Origin of the sequence: Candidatus Tisiphia endosymbiont of Piscicola geometra (assembly GCF_964026415.1) — a bacterium.
Classification (GTDB): Bacteria; Pseudomonadota; Alphaproteobacteria; order Rickettsiales; family Rickettsiaceae; genus Tisiphia.
In genome coordinates, this window is record NZ_OZ032144.1 from 1,266,012 (window position 1) to 1,286,989 (window position 20,978).

The 20,978-nt window shown below is 33.7% G+C and carries 11 protein-coding genes; 2 read left to right on the top strand and 9 right to left on the bottom strand.

All coding sequences use genetic code 11. From position 1 onward, the window contains the following. Positions 1-20 precede the first annotated feature (20 nt). The 9 genes from AAGD26_RS06080 to yidC all read right to left on the bottom strand — a co-directional run bounded on the left by AAGD26_RS06080 (position 21) and on the right by yidC (position 16,968). Positions 21-2,735: a type IV secretion system protein gene (locus AAGD26_RS06080; RefSeq protein ID WP_341751511.1), complete on the bottom strand. Its 2,715-nt coding sequence runs from the start codon at positions 2,733-2,735 to the stop codon at positions 21-23. Positions 2,736-2,758: 23 nt separating this feature from the next. Next, positions 2,759-5,686, bottom strand: coding sequence for a type IV secretion system protein (locus AAGD26_RS06085; RefSeq protein ID WP_341751512.1), 2,928 nt, complete (start codon positions 5,684-5,686; stop codon positions 2,759-2,761). A 15-nt stretch (positions 5,687-5,701) separates the two neighbouring features. Further along, positions 5,702-7,861, bottom strand: a complete 2,160-nt coding sequence (locus tag AAGD26_RS06090) for a type IV secretion system protein (protein WP_341751513.1) — start codon at positions 7,859-7,861, stop codon at positions 5,702-5,704. Between the two features lie 154 nt (positions 7,862-8,015). Further along, positions 8,016-10,973, bottom strand: coding sequence for a type IV secretion system protein (locus AAGD26_RS06095; RefSeq protein ID WP_341751514.1), 2,958 nt, complete (start codon positions 10,971-10,973; stop codon positions 8,016-8,018). Between the two features lie 7 nt (positions 10,974-10,980). Further along, a complete protein-coding gene (locus tag AAGD26_RS06100) occupies positions 10,981-13,395 on the bottom strand; it encodes a VirB4 family type IV secretion/conjugal transfer ATPase (protein WP_341752331.1) in 2,415 nt (804 codons plus the stop codon). Positions 13,396-13,427: 32 nt separating this feature from the next. Continuing rightward, positions 13,428-13,715, bottom strand: a complete 288-nt coding sequence (locus AAGD26_RS06105; protein WP_341747912.1) for a VirB3 family type IV secretion system protein — start codon at positions 13,713-13,715, stop codon at positions 13,428-13,430. A gap of 98 nt (positions 13,716-13,813) precedes the next feature. Then, a complete protein-coding gene (locus AAGD26_RS06110; RefSeq protein WP_341751515.1) occupies positions 13,814-14,728 on the bottom strand; it encodes an acetylglutamate kinase in 915 nt (304 codons plus the stop codon). Then, positions 14,682-15,290, bottom strand: a complete 609-nt coding sequence (gene yihA / locus AAGD26_RS06115; RefSeq protein ID WP_341751516.1) for a ribosome biogenesis GTP-binding protein YihA/YsxC — start codon at positions 15,288-15,290, stop codon at positions 14,682-14,684. Before yihA ends, AAGD26_RS06110 begins: the two co-directional genes overlap by 47 nt. After that, positions 15,280-16,968, bottom strand: a complete 1,689-nt coding sequence (gene yidC, locus AAGD26_RS06120; protein WP_341751517.1) for a membrane protein insertase YidC — start codon at positions 16,966-16,968, stop codon at positions 15,280-15,282. The genes yihA and yidC overlap by 11 nt, the downstream gene beginning before the upstream one ends. Positions 16,969-17,475: 507 nt before the next feature. Between yidC and AAGD26_RS06125 the strand changes: the two genes are divergently transcribed. Further along, complete coding sequence (locus AAGD26_RS06125) at positions 17,476-18,405, top strand: AEC family transporter (RefSeq protein ID WP_341751518.1); 930 nt, start codon at positions 17,476-17,478, stop codon at positions 18,403-18,405. A gap of 292 nt (positions 18,406-18,697) precedes the next feature. Beyond that, positions 18,698-20,977 (top strand): NADP-dependent malic enzyme, encoded by a 2,280-nt coding sequence (locus AAGD26_RS06130; RefSeq protein ID WP_341751519.1) that lies wholly within the window; start codon positions 18,698-18,700, stop codon positions 20,975-20,977. Position 20,978 lies beyond the last annotated feature (1 nt).

Sequence of the window (20,978 nt, forward strand, 5' to 3'; positions counted from 1 at the left end):
AACCTAGGCTTAAATAGTAATTATTCCTTTTTATTAGATCCACCATCTGCTTCACCACCAGTGTCTAAATCATTTCTTGAGGCAAATATTTTGCCAGTATATTCTTTGTTGCTTTCAGGATCTTCTCCTTTCCTTGCCCTATAATTTTGATCTATCACCTTATCCTTAAATATCCTAGCTGGAGCAAAAGCTAGATCCTTGACTGGTTTTGCTACAGTTTCCATATCATGCATAATAGATTTTGTAGGATTATTAGGTTTTTGGAAATCACCCTCTTGTCTTGCAGGTGTTACGTTGGTTAATTGAGCAACTACTATAGTCACATAATCGACAAGTCCATAACACATTAGGCAATAAGCATAGAATAACAAGCTACTGGTAAATATTACCAAGAATGTCCCGGTAGAATTTAATAAATCCTGTGCATTATTAATTTCCGTAACATCCGGTGCAAAGAAAGGTATCCCAGGTAAAAATGGTAATTTAAACGAAAAATTAATCGGCATGTTCATATGCGTTAAATCTAATCCTATCTCTATTGGGATGAACGTACTATCCCAACATGCTCTTACCACAATTTTTAAAAGTTGTTCAGACATCACCTGATCTATTAATAGAAAAAATATTAATAATATGGTTGGTTGCATCATGTAGCTAAATAAAGTAGATAACCAGTTATCGAAAATGCTTTTTGTCTTCTCAAATAGTACCAAAATTATGAATAATGGTGCTAAAGATATCATAACCGCAAGACTAATATATGCTATAACGTAACCTATGATAACTTCCAAAATAGCTCTAAAATAAAGCGTCAGAGAATAAATAGTTATGATAGCAACAAAAGTAAGACCATTATGGATTTGGAGTAATTGTATAAATAAAAGCCCCCAAAATCTGCCATTGGTATATTTATCAAATATTGGATCAATAAAACCAAAAATGTTAACTGTAGAACTAGTAAGCCCTACTACATTGGTCATTAGATAGTCAGTACCCTTAATAAAGGCATTAAATAAGTAATTATTGAAAAAGTTCCAACTATCATCTCCTATTAGTATTACTATCAAAGTTATTTTTATAATTCTTGTTAATAAGTCTTTGGCAGTTATTTGAATAGCACCCGCTAAAAAGGTTAAAGCATATATTATTACGTAAAGAATCAATGCAGCTTTTATGATTCGGTGTAATGTTACATTTTTAGTTAGTTTAGTATAAAAATTCATAGTAAATTTATGAAACTCATCGGTAATAGGTTTAACTGCCCCGTTATATACAATATCTGAAAACCAAGTACTCCCCGTATAATTAGCATAATTTACCTTAATTAACCCCATTACCTCTTTATTAGGATTCTTTACTCTAACCCATAAATAGCCATCTTTGTCAGCATCAGTTGCAAAATCTTGGTTGATTTGTGTACCCACTAGCGATGCAAGTGGTGTCCCACCATCTTTCATTATTACATATTCAACTTCTATGTCTTTTTGTTGTGCATCACTAATACTCTTATCACCATTACCTATTTCCACCATCATAATGTAGCGTCCAAAATGTAAAAAACTACTACTTAAGTCTACAGCTGGGCTACTAATATAAGAACTAAGTGCATTAATATCTGAAAAAGCTCCAATCCAATCACTCATTAAAGGTTTATCTAGGGAGGTAAACATGCCTTGGATTGGCCAATCAGTTAAAAAATCTAAATCTCCAGCAATATCAGATTTATAATATAAGAAATTCTTTTTTAGAAATTTAGAATATACAAAACTTTCCGCTTCTCTCTTTATAATCTGGTTATTTACTAGTATCCTCATCCCTCTCCCTTGATCATAGAAGCACACTGGAGAGTTATCTTTATCATTAGCAAAATCAGGACAAATTGTAATAATCTGTTGTATAGAACCTTGGGTTAACGGTTTACCAACTAATACTAACTTATCTAAAGCCTTATATTTGGTACTTGCTCCAGTACCCTGACACACTTTATCCCTTGAGGGGTCAATAGAATAACACAATTTTTCTGCAGTTGAATATAGTATTTTATTATCAAGGTTGCTATTTGTATAAAGTGACGGAATTCCTAACATATTATTGTCAAGCTCTGACTTTAAAAAATCTTCGTCAGTAGCTACACTAAAAAAATCTCCTGCTCCTGCAAGAGTTATATTTATTACATCACCTTTTTCTACCCGAATTTTCTGACGATTTTCAACAAAATTAAAATAGTCTACATAATTCTGCATTTTGCTAAATGCTAGACTTATATAATCTTTAGTTGGATCAGTTGCCTTAAATTTAGGAAAATTAGTAGCTTCATACTTTTTAGTTAAATGATTAAAAGTTTTAATAAATATTTGTGGTCTATTGAACCTTGGATCTATACGGTACATCACTCGGTATTTTCTTGGACTACTTACAGCTCCACTAGTACTCCAGTCAAACTTAATGGCTTTATCTTTTTTGACATAGTTACCAGTAGAATTCCATTCATTTGGTTTTGTAAGGTCTAAAGAAATGCTACCTTCTTGAAAACTATTGAATTTTGGTACTTCTAGACATGCTGAAAATAGAGCTGCAAGTCCACTTAAACTCGAACTCATCCAATCAAATTTAGCATCTTTCTCACTATCATCAGCTTTGACAGGATTACAGGCTAATAGAACTACTAAGGCAATAAACAGTTGCCCTTTAAATAGAAAATCTATCAACAACATTAGATACCTGAAATTTCTCATCCTATTCACTTCATTTTCAGTTATTACTTTGGATTCACATTAGAATCACTTTCATTACCACTACCACTCTCAACACCACTTCTTGGATTCTGATCCTTATTATTACCATCACTATCCTTGGTATCACCTTTTGACCTAGCTTTATTCCCTTTATCAATTGCTTTATTCCTATCTTTTAATCTACCGGCAGCTTCTTTCTTAATTGTATCTCTAGATGCCTTATCTAAACCAACCTTTTTTAAAGCTCCTTGTTCCATTGCCGATGACATTGCATGCCCCATAGATGTTGCAGAAGGTCCAGCGGTACTAGTCAACTTTGCCACCATTTTTCCAGAAAATTCAACATAACCATACATTCCATAAGCAATCATAATTAATGCAATATAATGTTGCATATTCAAACCCATCATGCCAGAACGAGAATCCATTCCCCAAGGTACAAACCAATTGATACAAAAAATCTCTAAATTAGAGAAAATCGCAGGAAGACCTGGGATAGCAGGAAATGGAACTTTTATAGGTAAAGCACATTTCCAACACACACTATAACCAGTTGCAAAATCCAAATAAATTGTAAATAACTGAGTAAGTATAATAATTCCTGCCATTAAAATTACTGGCTCTATCATATATCTAAAAGTAAACCTCACCCAATTATCAAATAAATATCTAGTGAAATCAAATAGCATAAACGTAAGAAACAATGGAGCTACACCAATTAATATAGCGATTGCCATAAATGCCATAATATAAACTGCCACGGCTCGAAGAGCGGTGATGATTACTATCATTGTAGCAATAAATACTATAACAAAATAAATCAATCCACTAAGACCCATAGAGATTAAAGAAAGCACTTGACCAGCAAAAGTTTTACTGAACAATATTTTACTCATTAATGCATCTAGGAACATGAAAGGATTTGTTATCTTATTCGTCGATGAAAACATGCTATAGCCACTCATATTGGAGATAATTCCATCTGAAAAATTAGTTACAAAATCAAATATATAATTATTGAAAAATTCAAAAGTACTTTCATTCATTAACCCACTAACTATAGCGATTTTTACTATCCTAATTACCAAATCCTGTTGGTTGATTTTGACCATACCTAATAAAAACATTGCTCCGTATGACATAACGTAAAGAATTAATACGGTTTTTATATAGTTAAAAAAGTTAGTACAAGTAGTAACTCCCCCACCATAGCAAGTCATGTTCTTAAAAATCATCACAGCTGCATTCTTGATTTTGCCTTTTAATAACTCAAATAAAGGGGTTAAAATATTTAAAGTAAAACTACCAACTTTTTCTGAGGTAAAGAATTGTACTTGGTATCTACCATAACTTTCTTTATAATCCTCTTGTTTATTGTAAATTCTCATCCATAGATATCCATTGGCATTGGCAGTAATTTTTGCATTGCCGTCTGCATCATCCACTTTAATATTACTAGCGCTATAAATTGTACCAGTTTTGTTAGGATTTTCACTATATGGCATTATTAAATACTGTACTCCACCGCGATTATACGTAACATCATCAAAACTATTACCATTACTTCTCCGACATTTGGTCTGTTTAATATTTAATACATAACCACCTGTATTTTTACTATAGTCGTCATATTTTGACCATAAACGATATTGTAAATAGGTTCTTGCTGTACCGGCTATAATATCATTATAAATGATTTGATATTTAATATTAGCAGCTCTACTATTATTTATTGGATCATAATCTTTGTTTCCAGCAATTATTTTAGCAAATTCATAGCCTGTCCCTAAAGATTTTGCATTAGTTGGAGTCTCACTGTTATCCATTCTATATAACAGACCTGTTGGACCATCAGCAGAGTACCAAAAATATCTTTTATTTTGGTATTCTCCTTCTATGTAAGCTTTATCTTTAATGCTATGATCAACATCAGGACATCTACGAGATGAAGCACTAGAATTGTTAGAACATTCAGGGTAGAAATTAGTAAATAGCTTATTAGTATCGTCACTCCAAGGAGACGTAAAAAAACCATCCTCTTTATAAGGCTCTGGTGCTACCCCCATCACATTAGCCCAAAAAGGTCCCTGATCACATATTGTTTTCCAGTAACTAAACCAATGAGCTGGATCAGAATTACAACGCCAGTCACCTACATGCCTATTCTGTACTATATCCCAACATATATCATGTGGATTAATATTAACACAATCATTCGGATTGTTACAATTTGCCGGCCACTTACAACCACTAACATACTGTCCGGAATATATCGAGTATCTACCACATAATGGATTGTATGTTCTCTTCCCTTCTGAGCAATCTGCCGTTTCTATAAAATTTTTAGATTCACCATCTTGCTTAACAAACTTAAAGATATTTTTTACACTAACCATACCTGGCAATTTCTTTTGATCCGACAAAATTGATATGACAACCTTATCGTTAATAAACAATTCAGCTATATTTCGCCATTCATCAGTTTTAGCATCAAAAATTAAGGATAGCGGTTCTACATTAGTTTCTTCAACCCTAGGAATGGCAACTTTGTTACCATTGTCATCCAAATCTGAAAGCTGTTGAATATTATTCTTTGGTACATAAGCCCTGCAAAGGCTTATATTACCGTCTATTTTAAACTTAATCTCCTGTTCATTTGTAACAGCTAGGTTAGTATTTAACCATTCTCCGTAACGGTTAGGATCATACTCAGTTTCAAGCGACCCATCTGGTTTTGTTTTAGTAATTACAGTATAGTTTGCTGTTGCATTAAGCATGATTGTATTAGTAATACGATCAGTACTACCTCCTTTTGCGTCTTGATCATATCTAAGGAGACAACCGTTGGTAATTTTTACTGACCCTATCATCCCAAGTAATACCATAACAACGCTAACCACTAAAGCCGCTATGCCTAATACCATTATGAGTTTTGATAAATTTCCTTTCATACAATAATATCCAAGTTAACCACCGCCACCACCACTCATACCACCACCTCCTCCAGAACCCATACCTTCAGCTTTGCCACCACTATCACCACCACCTGAATCTTTTGCTTCTTCTCCTCCTTTTCTTGGTTTTTCTAAAGGATTTTTCTGCGGTGGTTTTCCACCGGAGCTTTGTGCAGCATCGGCAATAAATTCTGCCCCCTTCTTAACCATATCAACTATCTTAGTAGGACTAGCTGTTACAGAATCCATGATAGGACCACCAGTAAGCTCGGCAGCAAATTGCCCAATTGATTTTGAAAAATAATAAAAAATAATTGAAAAAATTAATACATAAAGTAAGTCTACTAACAGTGATACGACATCTACAACAATTGATTTAATTGGAAAAACACTTAAAAGATGCTTCTCCCAACCTTCCCCTGAATAATATCGCAATAATTTATATCCGGCACTATTTTTACAATCATCAGTATTAGCATTTGGTAATCTAAGCTCAAAAGTACTAAACTGAACATCACTGCTATACGTATAGTCATGCCTCATAAACTCACAATTCTTGTATATTGCCGAATCATACATAGTAAGTAACAAGGCAATAAAACCAGCCACCACTGCGGGTTGCACTGCACAAGATATACAAATTTTTAGCCATGCATCAAAATATGCTTTGGTTCTAGTAAATAAAACCATAGGAATAAATATAGGAGAAATATAGGTCATGACATATATGGTAACTAGACATACTAAGTAGTGTGTTATAAAATATAAAATTATTGAAACAAATATTACAGAAAATATTATTCCAGATGCTACTATTATTATTTGTCCAGATAATAATAGACCAAACATTACAGTAAGAAATCTGAATCCTCCCACTTTCCTCAATGCATCCGGAGCTTCATTTCCAGGTTTTTTAAAGTTTACAGGATTATTTTTATTTTTGTTCGGCACACTTCTACTAGGAATGTCGTTTAAAACGGACTCTGTGTTATAATATAGTCCCATACCCAAATAATAACCTATCCTGCAATCAACAGCATCCCAAAGTGCATAAAACTTATACCCATCTTTATACTTACTAGTATCGTACTCACATAATCCTCGAGAGCCACCAGCATTAAAAACTATTTGAGCAAATTGTGGAGTAAGCTCCGTGAGTAATGGTAACCCATACTGAAGCATACCATTTTCGGTAGTTTCCTTCCCACCTTTAAAATATACTGGTCCAAGACCTGTAGCAAAATAAGTGACAATTATTAGCTTCATAACAAAAGATGCTATTTTATCTAAATTACCATATTCTTTGCTTAAAATCATATTAACAGCAAAAAACATAACATATAATATTAACGCCGCCCTAATAGATATTTTCAAAGATTCTTGGAAGGTTGAGAAAGGATTAAGGGCAGTCAAACTAATCTGATCATTTTTTGGATCACAGCTACTATAACGAAAAAAAACTTTATCTAGAGTTTCCTTTACACAATCTACAGCTAAGCCAGAAAAATTAAGTAATGACTGACTCCTTGTAGTACCCATATAACAAGTTTTACCTATATTCCGGCATTGTTCGTTTGGTGGTGCTATCGGAGCTGGTGTGGTAGTATTTTTACAAGCTAGTGGAAGTTGTCCTTTTGAGGTAGCCATAACTAGGCACAATCTTTTATCGACAATTTTTACTGTTAAAATAATATCTTTTAATAAAGTATTTCCACCTAAATCGGGATTATTATCAGTGCTTAACTCACTAAGACGCTTAGAATCATTTAAATTAAGAGTAATAACTTTACACTCTATAGGACTACCATCTTTATTTTTTAAACAGAATTTAAATTGTGGGTCAGTTGCATCACACCCATTAGGAGTACCGGTCATATCAATACTATATAGAAGATGCCCGTAAGCTGTGTTTTGTCTTAAATAATCATCTACTGCAAATGAAACTGATGGACACGGATCTCCAAAACCAGCAAAAACTTTGCTTGAGAAAAGTACCAAACAACATTGTATAAAAACTTTTATGACTTTACCAAATGTACAAGTTTTAAGTAGGTATAACAGCCCTAAGGTATCATTTCTGTTTCCCTTAATGTCATCCCTGCGAAGGCAGGAATCTAAAAAAGTAAAATAACTAAAGCTGTTATTAGATACCTGCTTACGCAGGGACGACATCACCCCTAACAAGTATGATATCACCCCTGACATCGTCATTCCCGTGTAGGCAAGAATCCAATAAATAGCCTGAAAGGCTGTTAAATAGTATAGATTCCTGCCCACATAACATCTAGGACTATTATACCTACTTAAACTTGTACAGTTGGTGACTTTATGAATTTTCATCAGAGCCATCTTTTTTTACATTAGTTCTAGCAGTTGTAGTTTTCTTAGCTGGTCTAGTTTTAAGATAGCTTTCCTTCCTAACTTTTTCCTCACGATTTTTTATTTCTTGTTTAATGTCACCAGCCTTTCCAGCTTGCACCGTAGAATCCTCAAGTCCTCCCAAAGTTTTAGAGAGTAACTCATGGGTCTTTTGCTCTTTTGGTAATTCCTTAGCAGGACTTGATTTCTCTACTGTCCTTCCTAATTCTTGTGTATTTGTTGTAGCTATCTGTGGTGATCTATTAACAAAATCCTCTGTTTCTACTATTTTATTAGTTGGAGGTAGAATAGGTTCGTCAATAGTCTGCAAATTAGCCCTTGATTCCCTTGAAGAACCTCCTGCATTTGAAGAACTCGATTCAGATACACCAGCTGCAATAGATTCTGCTATATGACGGGTTGGAGAGATAGGAAGTCCACCACCACCTAGAGACTTACCACCACCACCTCCTGTTGTTGATACAGTATCTCTAGATGAACCACTGGTGTCTAAGCTATCTTCTGCTGATTCACCACCAGTAGCTTTAGTATCTTCAGCTGATCCACCTCCACCACCCATATCCTTAGTAGCACCTCCAGCACCTCTAGCTGCTTTATCAGCCGCCTGCATTTTACCAGCAGCTCCAAGAGCAGCCATACCAGCTTTGTATATTGCTTGTGGATGTATGGCAACACCACTAAGAGGTACACCTTCAGTCATATCAGCCGCAAAATCTGCTAATTGGCTACTAAAGTGATACATTAAATACAAAGTAAAGCAGGCAGTAATTAAAGCTAGAGCAATATCCTTAATTTTCTCAAAAACTAATTTGGGTGATACAAAGAACATACCGGGTCCCATAATAATGCCCTGCAAAAATTGGTATTTAGATAAATGATCGCTTGTACTACCACTACCTGGTTTTTCTTTCACTATTTCATTTAGGTTATCTTTGGCAAAATCAAAAACTGTTGCTAGTGGATTATTAAGCATATAACCTAGGCTATTTTTACAGCTTTTGGCATCATCTATACCTTTACTTTCATCTTTCGCATATTCATTCCAATTATTATTAACAAAAAATATTTTTACATGCCTTTTTCCATCTCCCCCACTTTCTATACTATTTTGTATAGTTTTACTTGTATATTTACAGTGACCATAAAAACCGAAATCATAAACTGAAAACATCATAATCAGAAAGGTTACCACTACCATAGGTTGTAGCAAAAATGATATTAATAACTTTACCCATGATTCAAAGTAACCACGAGTATATTCAAATAAAAACATTGGCACAAAAAGAGGAGCTAAAACACCTAATATTACTATAGATATCATGCACATCACTGTAGCATTCACCATAAAAGCTCCAACAGAAATCACTAATAAAGGATAGGACATTGCCAAGGATACTAGAGTCATGTTACCTGAAATAATAGCAGGAATCAGTAAATATACATAAGGTGGGGCTGAGAAACTAAAAAAGTCAAAACTCTTGAAATCATGATTTTTATATTGATTTTCTACCAGTAAGGTTGATAGGATATCTAATCCTAAATAATGGCTTACATGACAGTCTAATGAATCCCATAATGCCATATAAGAAAGATTTTTATCGTAATCTTTAGCATCAAATTTACACAACTCTGATGGAGAAGCATTCATAACCCAACCAGCAAGTGTATCTATTCCTCCTAATAATAAAGGAAAAGCCCATTGTACCATACCATCTAGTCGATTATAGTCAGAATTACTACCAGGAGTAATGTTTATACCTACAGAAAAATAGGTTACAAACAACATCTTTAATACAAAATTAATTATTTCATTTTTAGGAGGAACATCACCAGAAAGTATAATTTTAAAACCAAAGAAAATTACATATATAGTCAATAAAGCAGTAACAGTGCGGTGCATATTACGTTGAAATTGAAATAATATGCTACTTTCTCTTTTGCTTGAATTAATTACTTTATTAATATCATCAAATGTACAAACATCTTTACTAACCAGTAATCTTGCTGTCATTTCTTTAATACATTCTATTAACGGTGAAGAGATAACGATGGCTGCCTTAGAATTATTATAAGCTCTTTGGTAACAACTAGAAGATGATAAACCACAATCAACTATTGCCATTGGGTCAGTAGCGGTATTAGGACCTTTCTTAGTTCCACCATCAAGATTCATAAAAGTCGCATAAATCGATTCAGGGTAAGGTTCTCTAATATACTTACAGCCAACTGGTACCCAATCTGCTAATATAGTAGGAGCAGCCACACACATGGTATCTTTTATTTTTACTACTTTAAAAATAACTGGTATAGGTACGTCCAACATTACACTAGAATAACCATCTTTTGTGTCCTTATAAATAGTATGAAATGATGCTTTATTGCTCTTCCATGCTTCCATAATCTCTTCCCACGGATCAGAACCGGTTAATACGGCTTTAGCAATAACAAGAGCAGAAATGGCTATTGCCTGTACTCTAACAGCTGCTAGCTTAACATTATTACAAAATGCAAAGGTTAATTTAGGGTCATTTGGATCAATTTTATTATTTCTTGCACATTGTCCTCCGGGGTAATCTCCATCAAATAATTCATGGTCATTTATTTTAAGACGTAGCATGGTATTTGCATATAATCCTGGCGAAATTATATTAGCAACAGCAAAGGTAAAAAATGATGCTGGTATACAAGTGTGAGAAAATTCTGTACGTAATAAATCACCGATACCTTGAGTTTCACAGGTCAAACCTGAGAGAATATCAATTATAGTATCTAAAGTATCTTTTTGTTTTGGTTCTTCCGCATAACTATTATGGATAATAGTAAAATTTAGTAGACTGCATAGCACTACTATTTTAGCAAATATTTTTGTCCCACTAAGTAAATTTTTTATAAAATTATAATGCATAAATTAACTAAAGTGATTTTACTTCCTCATAAAATACCGGTAACCATTTCTCAGGATCATTACCATATTTCTCTCTAATCCGATCTAACAATAACACTGTTTCAACCCGACTAGAAAGAACATTGATAATATCAGTCATACCATCTAAACTTATTTTTGCAACAACTGCATCTACCCCTTGTTTTATTAAGAAATAACGCGATGTTGGATCTGTAGTTTTTATCAAAATATATTCACGTTGACTAAGCATAAAAGCACTACGATAAATATCAGTTGCCTTAAGGTTTGGTAAGAATATTTGTGTTGCAGTTTGTTGGATCAAGGTATCACTAATCCTGCTTTTAGCTGCATCTTCAACACTTTGGGTAGCAAAAATTACAAAAGTATTTAACTTACGCAAAACCTTTAGCCAGTCCTTAATTTTGGGAGCAAATACTGGATTATCAATCAAAGCCCACGCCTCATCAAGAACTATCATAGTTCTTTGACCATCTAAAGAAATACTAATCCTATGGAAAATATATAGTAGTACAGGAGCAAGACTAACTGGATCTTTTAACAGTTCGGTCATATCAAAGCCAAATACTCGAGCTTGCTGCAAATTAATATTATCTGCCTCATTATCAAATATTCTAGCATGAGAGCCTTTACCAACCCACATAGCAATCCTGCCTGCTAAGCTATTAGGACCATCTATGCCTAAAAATGCTACAACATTTTTTAATCTTCTATCTTTTTTCTCTAACTTAAAATTACCACTTACTGCTTGTGATAAAATCTTATTATCTTCTGATGATAACGACTCTCCATTAGAAGTCACCAATACTTTAAGCCATTCTAATATAAATGTTCTATTCTCCCCAGTATCATCAAGTTGCAAAGGATTAAAGTTACATTCTCCTCCTGGATCAATTGTGGTATAAATCCCATTAAGTGATCTAATAAATATTTCAGCACCGTGGTCTTTATCAAAGAAAAACATTCTAGGTTTAAATTTTTGTGCTTGTGCACATAAAAAATTCATTAATACTGTTTTACCAGCACCAGTTGGACCAATGATCAGAGTATGCCCAACATCTCTAACATGAAAACTGAAATAAAAAGGTGTTCCCGAGGTAGTATCGAGTACAGTTACATATTCTCCCCAGTGATTATTAAAAACCTTACCTAATGGATAATTGTGCATAGATGCAAAACTAGCCATGTTTAAAGTATTTATAGTCGAACCCCTTACTATATAATCCATATTTCCAGGAAGTTGCCCCCAATAACTTGGTTCCATATTAATTCTTTCTCTAACAGGTTGAATTCCAGAATTGGAGAGTTCAACAGAAGCCATAGATAGGGTATCCTCAAGGGATTCTAAATTACTATCAGAGCATAGAAGCGAAAAATGATGCTCTCCAAAACCAATATCACCACTGGTAGCCATATCAAGTGCTCGAGAGATTTCAGCAATTTGTGATACAGCTTTATCCCCTGCTTGAATCATTCTATTTTGTTGTAATTGCATTTTGCTAATCGCCACTGTCCTATTAGCAAAAACAAAACTTTGGGTCATTACAAACTCAAAAGGCATTTGTAAAAATCCGTCAAAAATTCCAGCTGACGTAGATGGTCCATACTCTAAAATACTTAATATACCGGCGTATCTTCTACCCTTTGGACCACGTGCTTCTATAGATCTAGAACCAAAAAACAATCTATGAGTGGGGAGATATTGGTCTATTGAATTTCTTGGAACGGCCATTTGCATTGAAGATCCACAATTCACCAAAGTACCCAAGAATTCCATAATATCACAACAATAGCCACTATTTGACTTGCGTACGCCAAGTAACCTCGCCGAATAACTATGGAATGTATTAACTACTCTTGAGGACATTTCTCGCAAACTATCCTGCATATCTCGCATGTCATTTTCCCAAGCTGATTTATCAGACTTTTGCATCAGCTTTTTAATGAAATATTCGATTATAGCAACCCCAGCTTTATCTAGTCTATAAAGAATACTAACATATAATTCATTAAAAAACGACCTAGAACCTGCATGTTTCTTACGCCATTCATTTGATAAATAAGTTGTGAAATCATTAGGTACTTTTATGGTAGGGTCAGAGGTATATTCAAGCCCATCAAAAATCACTGGTTTGCGTCTCCTGATCGTGTGGAAATACATCACAATATTGCCTGATGACATATTTTTAAGTAACGAATTCCTGATATTTTTTTTAATATCTAAATCTTCATCATCGGCTGTTTCAAAGGAGAAACCACCTACTTTTACTACTTGTAATAATTCATTATTTTTAGTTAAAATAGTATTACTATCCCAATGGCATTTATAAGGAATAAAATGAGAAGTAGGTTTTTCTTTCCTAGATCTCGACTCTTTGGCTGTTTTTGTTACAGATAATTTTATCATTTTGTCATTTTATACTTTGCTCATAAAACCTAGATACCGTATGAATTCGCTCCATAGAATGATTTATTAGGACACTGACTACATTTAGAAGATTTATTTAAAAGCAATTCTATAAATCTTGGTTCTTTAAAACATATTACATACCCTATCATATGAATCACAAAAGCAACAAGCAAATTCATAACACTATTACTTTGAATAAATAATGACATAGATATAATCATATTAAGTGCTGCAAATTTTATACTCACACCAAATATCATTGCAGGTCTTGTTAAACCGACAAATAACGGGTCTGATACTAAACTGCCTGACATAAATTACCTCTCTTTTGCTTTTTTACCAAAAATTAAATCTATAACTCACTACCCCAATTTGGGATAAGAATTAACTAATTCTTATCCCAAATTGGGGTTCACTCATATTCTTTACTTATAAACATACTTAACAATATCGAATCAGGGAAAGCCGAATTGAGAAAATGTACATAATTGCTACTGTTTTGAGTAGCACTTAAAGCTGCTTCAAGCAAGCTAACTTTTTCAGGATCAACAGTATTATTCAACATCTCTTTCAATACATTAATATCCCTTACTCGTATGTACTTCTCTCCGGCAAATTCTATCCCATCACATAATAATACTAAATGATCTGCATCTAATGAGGAAGCAATTATCGAGGTCGTCAGATTTACATCCAGCAGATGAGTATTGCCTTTCTCATCACTAGCTACTGGTGTTATAACAGGAATAATGTTGCTATCTTCAAAATTTATTAAAATCTCAGGGTTTATTATAACTGGTTCACTGACAAACCCAATATCTATTACAGCTTGATTACTGTCTCTCCTATGTGATAATTTTGATTTTTTAGCTTGAATAAGATTAGCATCTTTGCAGGAAATACCAATAGCATAACAACCTAAACTACAGAGCTTTGAAACTATACGCTTATTAATATAGCCAGACAGAACCATTTCCATAATCTGCGAGCTTTTATAATCGGCTACCTTAATATTATTGATAAATTTTTCATCACAGCCAAACAATTTTAGCGTATCATTTACCAAATTAGTATGATCATGAACTATAAAGATTTTAATGCCACAACTGTCAAGTAACTGTATTACCTCTGCAAAATTCGTTAACAATTTGTCATCATCAATAATTAATGACGGTAGCTTAAATACCATGACTTGGTCTCTAACTTCACTACTACGTCTTATTATGTCTTTAATTAGGCTAGTATCTTTGACACGGGCAAAACCTTTTCCCTCCTTTTCTTTATAATTTAATGCATTTTGCCAAATTAAACTGCAATTCTTTTGCACCTTCTTTACTCCTGCTACTTGTATAAATTACATTACAGGAGTAGCCTAAAGTTGCAAGAAAATTCTGTGTTAACGTCGTTAGGTTTTCTCTATGTGTTACCTTATCCGACTTTGTAAAAACAATTTGAAAATTTTTATTACAAGAAAGTAATAATTTAGCAATCTCTATGTCATTTTGCTTTATTCCTCTTCTAGCATCAATCAATAAATTTACCAATTTGAGGTTTAAACTCGTTCTGAGATAACAGGCTATTAAGGTTTCCCACTGCTGCCTTATGTATATTGGTACTTCTGCAAAGCCATATCCAGGAAGATCAACTAAAATAAGTTTATCGGCAAGGGAGAAAAAATTTATTTGCCTAGTACGACCAGGGGTATTAGACACCCTAGCAAGACTTGAATTATTGCATATACTATTAATCAAACTTGACTTGCCAACATTTGATTTGCCGACAAATGCAATTTCTGGCAAAAATATGCTAGGAAACTGATTTATTTTTGCCACACCAGCGATGAATTTTACTTCTTGACGGAAAAGTTTTGTAACCTTATCAACCGACATTATTGTCTAACTTATTGATGTAATATTGTTGAATTATCGATAAAATGTTATTCCAAGACCAGTAAATCAGCAATCCTGCTGGAAAACTACTAAACATTACTAAGAAAACCAGCGGCATAAATTTCATTACTTGAGCTTGAACTGGATCAGCTGGCTCTGGACTCATCCTTTGCTGTAGAAACATAGTCAGAGCCATAAAAATGGGCCATACACCAATCATCAGGAAGCTTGGACACGTAAATGGCAGTAATCCAAACAAGTTGAAAATTGTTGTGGGATCTGGAGCAGATAAATCTTTTATCCAACCAAAAAATGGTGATTGACGCATCTCAATAGTTACATTTAACACTTTATAAATTGAGAAAAATACTGGGATTTGTACAATAAGGGGGAGACAACCAGCTATGGGATTAACCTTTTCTCTTTTGTACAATGCCATAACTTCTTGGTTAAGCCTCATTTTATCATCAGCATATAAAGCCCTAATTCTCTCGACTTCAGGCTGAAGATTTTTTGTCTTTTTCATCGAACGATATGATTTATTAGCTAGAGTAAACATTAGCAGTTTTATGATAACAGTTACAATCAAGATACTAATACCGAAGTTACCAACATAGTGATAAAAAAAGTTCATAGCATTAAAAACTGGCTTAGTGATTATATAAAACCAACCAAAGTCAATTGCCCTGTCAAATAGCATAATATTATATTGCTTTTCGTATTTATCTAATAAATCAACTTTCTTTGCTCCGGCAAATAATCTTTGTGATATAGTAAATTTGTTTCCTACTTCTATAGTTTGAGTTGGTGAAATGAAGTCAACCTGATATTTTTCAATACCGTTTTTTATTACACAATTGAAATTAGAACTATACTTGCTAATTTTATCCGGAATTAAGGAAGCTAGCCAATATTTATCTGTTATGCCAATCCAATCAACAACGCCTTGCGGAAATTTTTCAATCTTTTTATCTTTTAAGTCATCAAAGGAATGTTCTTTAAGCCTACCATCAATAGCACCAATTGGTCCTTGATGCAGGATATTAGCCACTTTCTCTTTGCCATTATATTTACGGTTAATTAGTCCATAATATTGCACTGAGATTGGTTGCTTACTATCATTTACCGTAGTTTGCTCTATGGTAAATAAGTAATTACTATCCATACTTATCGTAATCAAAAATTTAATCCCATCTTTGTTAGTCCATGATAAATCTACAGCTTTTTCAGGAGTTAACTCATCATTATCAGCCTGCCAAAGAGTTTCGCTATCAGGAAGAATAGTACTGTTATCTTTATTAAACCAACCTATTTCAGCAAAATAAGCTTCTTCTGACTGAGAATTAGCAAATAATACCACAGGTTTACTATCTGGTGATAAATCTTGCTTATATTTCAACAAGATTAAATCATCAAATCGAAGACCTTTTAAAGAAATTGATCCGGAAAGTAATTCTGAGTTTATCTGAATTCTCTTGGTAGCAACAAAGGATTCAGCTTCTTTAGATGCTTCTACTTGAACATTCTTTTTCTTTAACTCTTGAACTTGCTTATTATATATTTTATTTTGCTGTTCTAATTTTTGTAATCTTGGTTTATCGTAAAAATATTGCCATCCAAAAATAATACCAAGGGACAAGACAATGGCAGCTGCCAAGTTAACTATGTTATGATTCATCACGGTCTAAAAATAATTTAAGTTTACTAGAATATATACTACTCGTAAATGAAGAGTTGATAGACGAAGATCAAAATCATGATAGTAGCAGGAGTCGAAGGGTCGAGGTGCTAGGCGTACATTTAGTACGTGGCTACCTACGAACCCTGAAGACGACAACGCAATTCTTGATTTTCATCGAGTATATCAGAATATTTGATTCCACTAAGTATTTTATATATAATTAATTTAGGTACATACAATAAAAATAGCTCCCTCATCTTAGGAACTTCATTAGACTTCCCTATGAGTTCTATAAGATTTAAGCAAAATAATCAAGAAATTTGATTGATACTCAAAGGGTCATTTGAGTATACGTCTTGATTTGCAATCAAACTCTGATATTATGCGAGGTAAAATTTTAATCGTAACACGCGAATTCGGCATAAGAATTTGTCAATTCTTATGCCGAATTGGGGTATAACATAATATTTACAGCCAATTGCTAATTGGGATAATTGTAAACTGATGAACGAAATCTTTTCTAGTACATTACCTGTTTTGTTGATTCCCTTGTTTGGTAGTATTATCAAAAGGAAATGGTTGACTTCTGAAGAATTTTGGCGAGGATTAGAGAAATTATCATATTTTTTTCTTTTCCCTATTATGCTTTTTAATAATATATCTGCAGCCGATTTAAATGCATCGTCTATAATAAAACTGGTATTTGCATTAATCATCTCCACCTCTATTATTTCTTTGGCTTTAATTATCTATCAGAAGAAAACCAATTTTGACAAGGTTCAGTTTACTTCAACTTTTCAAGGTGCAATACGTTTTAATAGTTATATATTTTTTGGTGTTAGTAGTCCTCTCTTGGGTAAGGAGGGACTTGCTATAGTATCTGTGATTTCATCCTATATGATCATTTTTACTAATATCATATCAGTAATGATTTTTGCACGTTATATCCCTGATAGTTCAGTAGCTAAGTCGCCTAAAGCTAGCTTTATATTGATACTTAAATTGATAGTACAAAATCCCTTGATTATAGCTAGTATAATTGGATTTCTTTTTAATTATTCTGGTTTAGAATTACATCTTGGTATAAAAAAAACCTTATCTAGCCTGTCCAACTCTGCTTTAGCTATAGGTATGCTAAATGTTGGGGCAAGTCTCAAATTTTTTATGCGTGGTGCTATTTTACAAAATGTATTGCTTACTAGTTTTGTTAAGTTAGTGGCTTTTCCTGTTGTCACAATAATTGTGTTGTCACTAATGTCAATAACTGGTACTGCTAAATCAGTTGGTGTCCTGTATAGCTGTCTGCCGTGTGCTAGCACTGCTTACGTTCTATCACGCCAACTTGGTGGTGATCCAGAATCTATGGCATCAATCATTACGTTCACAACACTTTTCTCAATAGTATCATTGTCAGTTCTTATGTGGATGATATAACTAATAAACTCAATTTCGGATTAATTTCATTAATCCGAAATTGGAATGAGAATGTAAACAACCAGGCTTAAAGCGGTTTGACGCCTGATTGTTAAATATTTCATTTGCTAATAATCTTATTTTTATACCAATAAAAATAAGATTATTAGCAATAATAGATTAAAATGCATTCGTAGAACCGTTTCAAGAATGCATTTTTCTGATATTTTAACCAGTTTTGGATTAAAATTAAAAATTCTAATCCAAAACTGAGGTTAATAAACACTTGAAGTAATTAAGAAGGAATAACATCATGGGTGAAATGAATAAAATAAATTATCTCAAAGCCTTAGAATATCATCAAAAAGGTAAGCCAGGCAAAATTGCTATTGTGACAACTAAGCCTTTGGATACTGCACATGACTTGGCTTTGGCTTATTCGCCAGGGGTAGCAGCTCCGTGTCTTGAAATTGCGAAAAATATAGATGATATTTATAAATATACTGCTAGAGGCAACTTAGTTGCTGTAATAACTAACGGTACGGCAGTTCTTGGTCTTGGTAGTATAGGGGCAGCTGCGTCGAAACCCGTAATGGAAGGAAAAGCCGTTTTATTCAAGAACTTTGCGGATATTGATTCTATTGATCTTGAAATAGATACGACTGACCCTGATGAGTTTGTTAATGCAGTAAAATATCTTAATTACAGTTTTGGAGGCATTAATTTAGAAGATATTAAATCTCCAGAATGTTTTATAATTGAAGAAAAATTAAAAAGCTGTATGCAGATACCTGTTTTTCATGATGATCAGCATGGCACAGCTATTATTGTTGCTGCAGGTTTAATTAATGCAGCTTATCTTACCAATCGTTCATTTGATAGTCTAAAAATTGTCGTAAGTGGTGCAGGGGCAGCGGCAATTGCTTGCATTGAATTATTAATTGCTCTTAGTGTAGACAAAAAAAATGTTATACTATGTGATAAAATGGGGGTAGTTTACCAAGGTCGGCAAGAAGGCATGAACAAATGGAAAGAATTATATGCAGTCGAGACCGATCTTAGAACTCTGAGTGATGCTATGAAGTTAGCTGATGTATTCCTTGGTTTATCTGTTAAAGGAACAGTATCTAAAGAAATGGTAGCTAGCATGGCTGCAAATCCTATCATTTTTGCCATGGCTAATCCAGACCCAGAGATTACTCCGGAGGATATACAGCTAGTTAGAAGCGATGCAATTATTGCTACTGGACGCTCTGATTATAATAATCAGATTAATAATGTTATGGGATTTCCATATATTTTCCGTGGAGCTTTAGATGTTAGAGCTACTACTATTAATCAGGAAATGAAAATAGCGGCAGCAACTTCTTTAGCTGAATTAGCAAGACAAGCTGTTCCGAATGAAGTTTATAAAGCATATCCTGGTAAGAAAATGGTTTTTGGTCCAAATTACATAATTCCTGTACCATTTGATCCAAGATTAATTACCACTGTTCCGGTAGCGGTAGCTAAAGCTGCCATAGATAGTGGGGTTGCTAAAATTACCGAATTTGATGTTAAGAATTATGCAAAGGAGCTGGAAAGTAGGTTAAATCCTACCTCTCATTACATGAATCTATTATTTGAGAGAATTCAACAATCAACACCTCAAAGAATAGTTTTTGCTGAAGGTGAGGAGGAAGAGGTAATTATAGCTGCTATGAGTATGCGGGATGCTTCGTATGCTCATCCTATCCTAGTTGGTAGATCTGATAAAATATCTGCTGTTTTAAATAGAATAGGTATGAATTATGATTTAGATGGTATTACCATAATGAATGCTGCTATTAACCAAAATCTTGATAAATATATAGATACTCTTTATAGCCGGTTACAGCGTAAAGGTTACTTATACCGTGACTGTGCTAGACTAGTTAAAAGTGATAAAAATATATTCTCAGCTATCATGGTAGCTTGTGGCGATGCTGATTGTATGGTTACTGGTGTAACAAAGAGCTATTATAGTAGCTTAGAGGATATTATGAAGGTAATGGAAGCCAAAGAAAATAACAGAATTTTAGGTTATTCCATTCTGATTGCCAAGGAGCATAATATAATTATTGCTGATAATAGTGTGGCTGAACTGCCAAATGAGCAAGATCTTGTAGAAATAACCTTGCAGACTGCTAATATAGCAAAAAATATGGGAATGACACCAAAGGTTGCACTACTTTCCTTCTCAACTTTTGGTAATCCAATGAGAGAAAAGGCAAATAGAGTACGGGAAGCTGTTAGAATTTTAGATAGTATGAGTCTAGATTTTGAATATGATGGCGAAATGTCAGCTAATGTTGCTCTGAACCCTAATCGTAATTCATATAAGTTTTGTAGGCTATCAGGTCCTGCTAATGTATTAATTATGCCCGGTCTACATTCGGCTGCAATATCAACACAATTGTTGCAAGAATTAGCTGGAGGTGTTTTTATAGGACCAATAATTAATGGTTTTGAATATCCGGTACAAATAGTACAAATGGGAGCGTCAGCAAGTGAGATAACAAAAATTGCCACATTTGCCTGTATAGATGCAATAAATCTCTTGAACGAAAGATAAT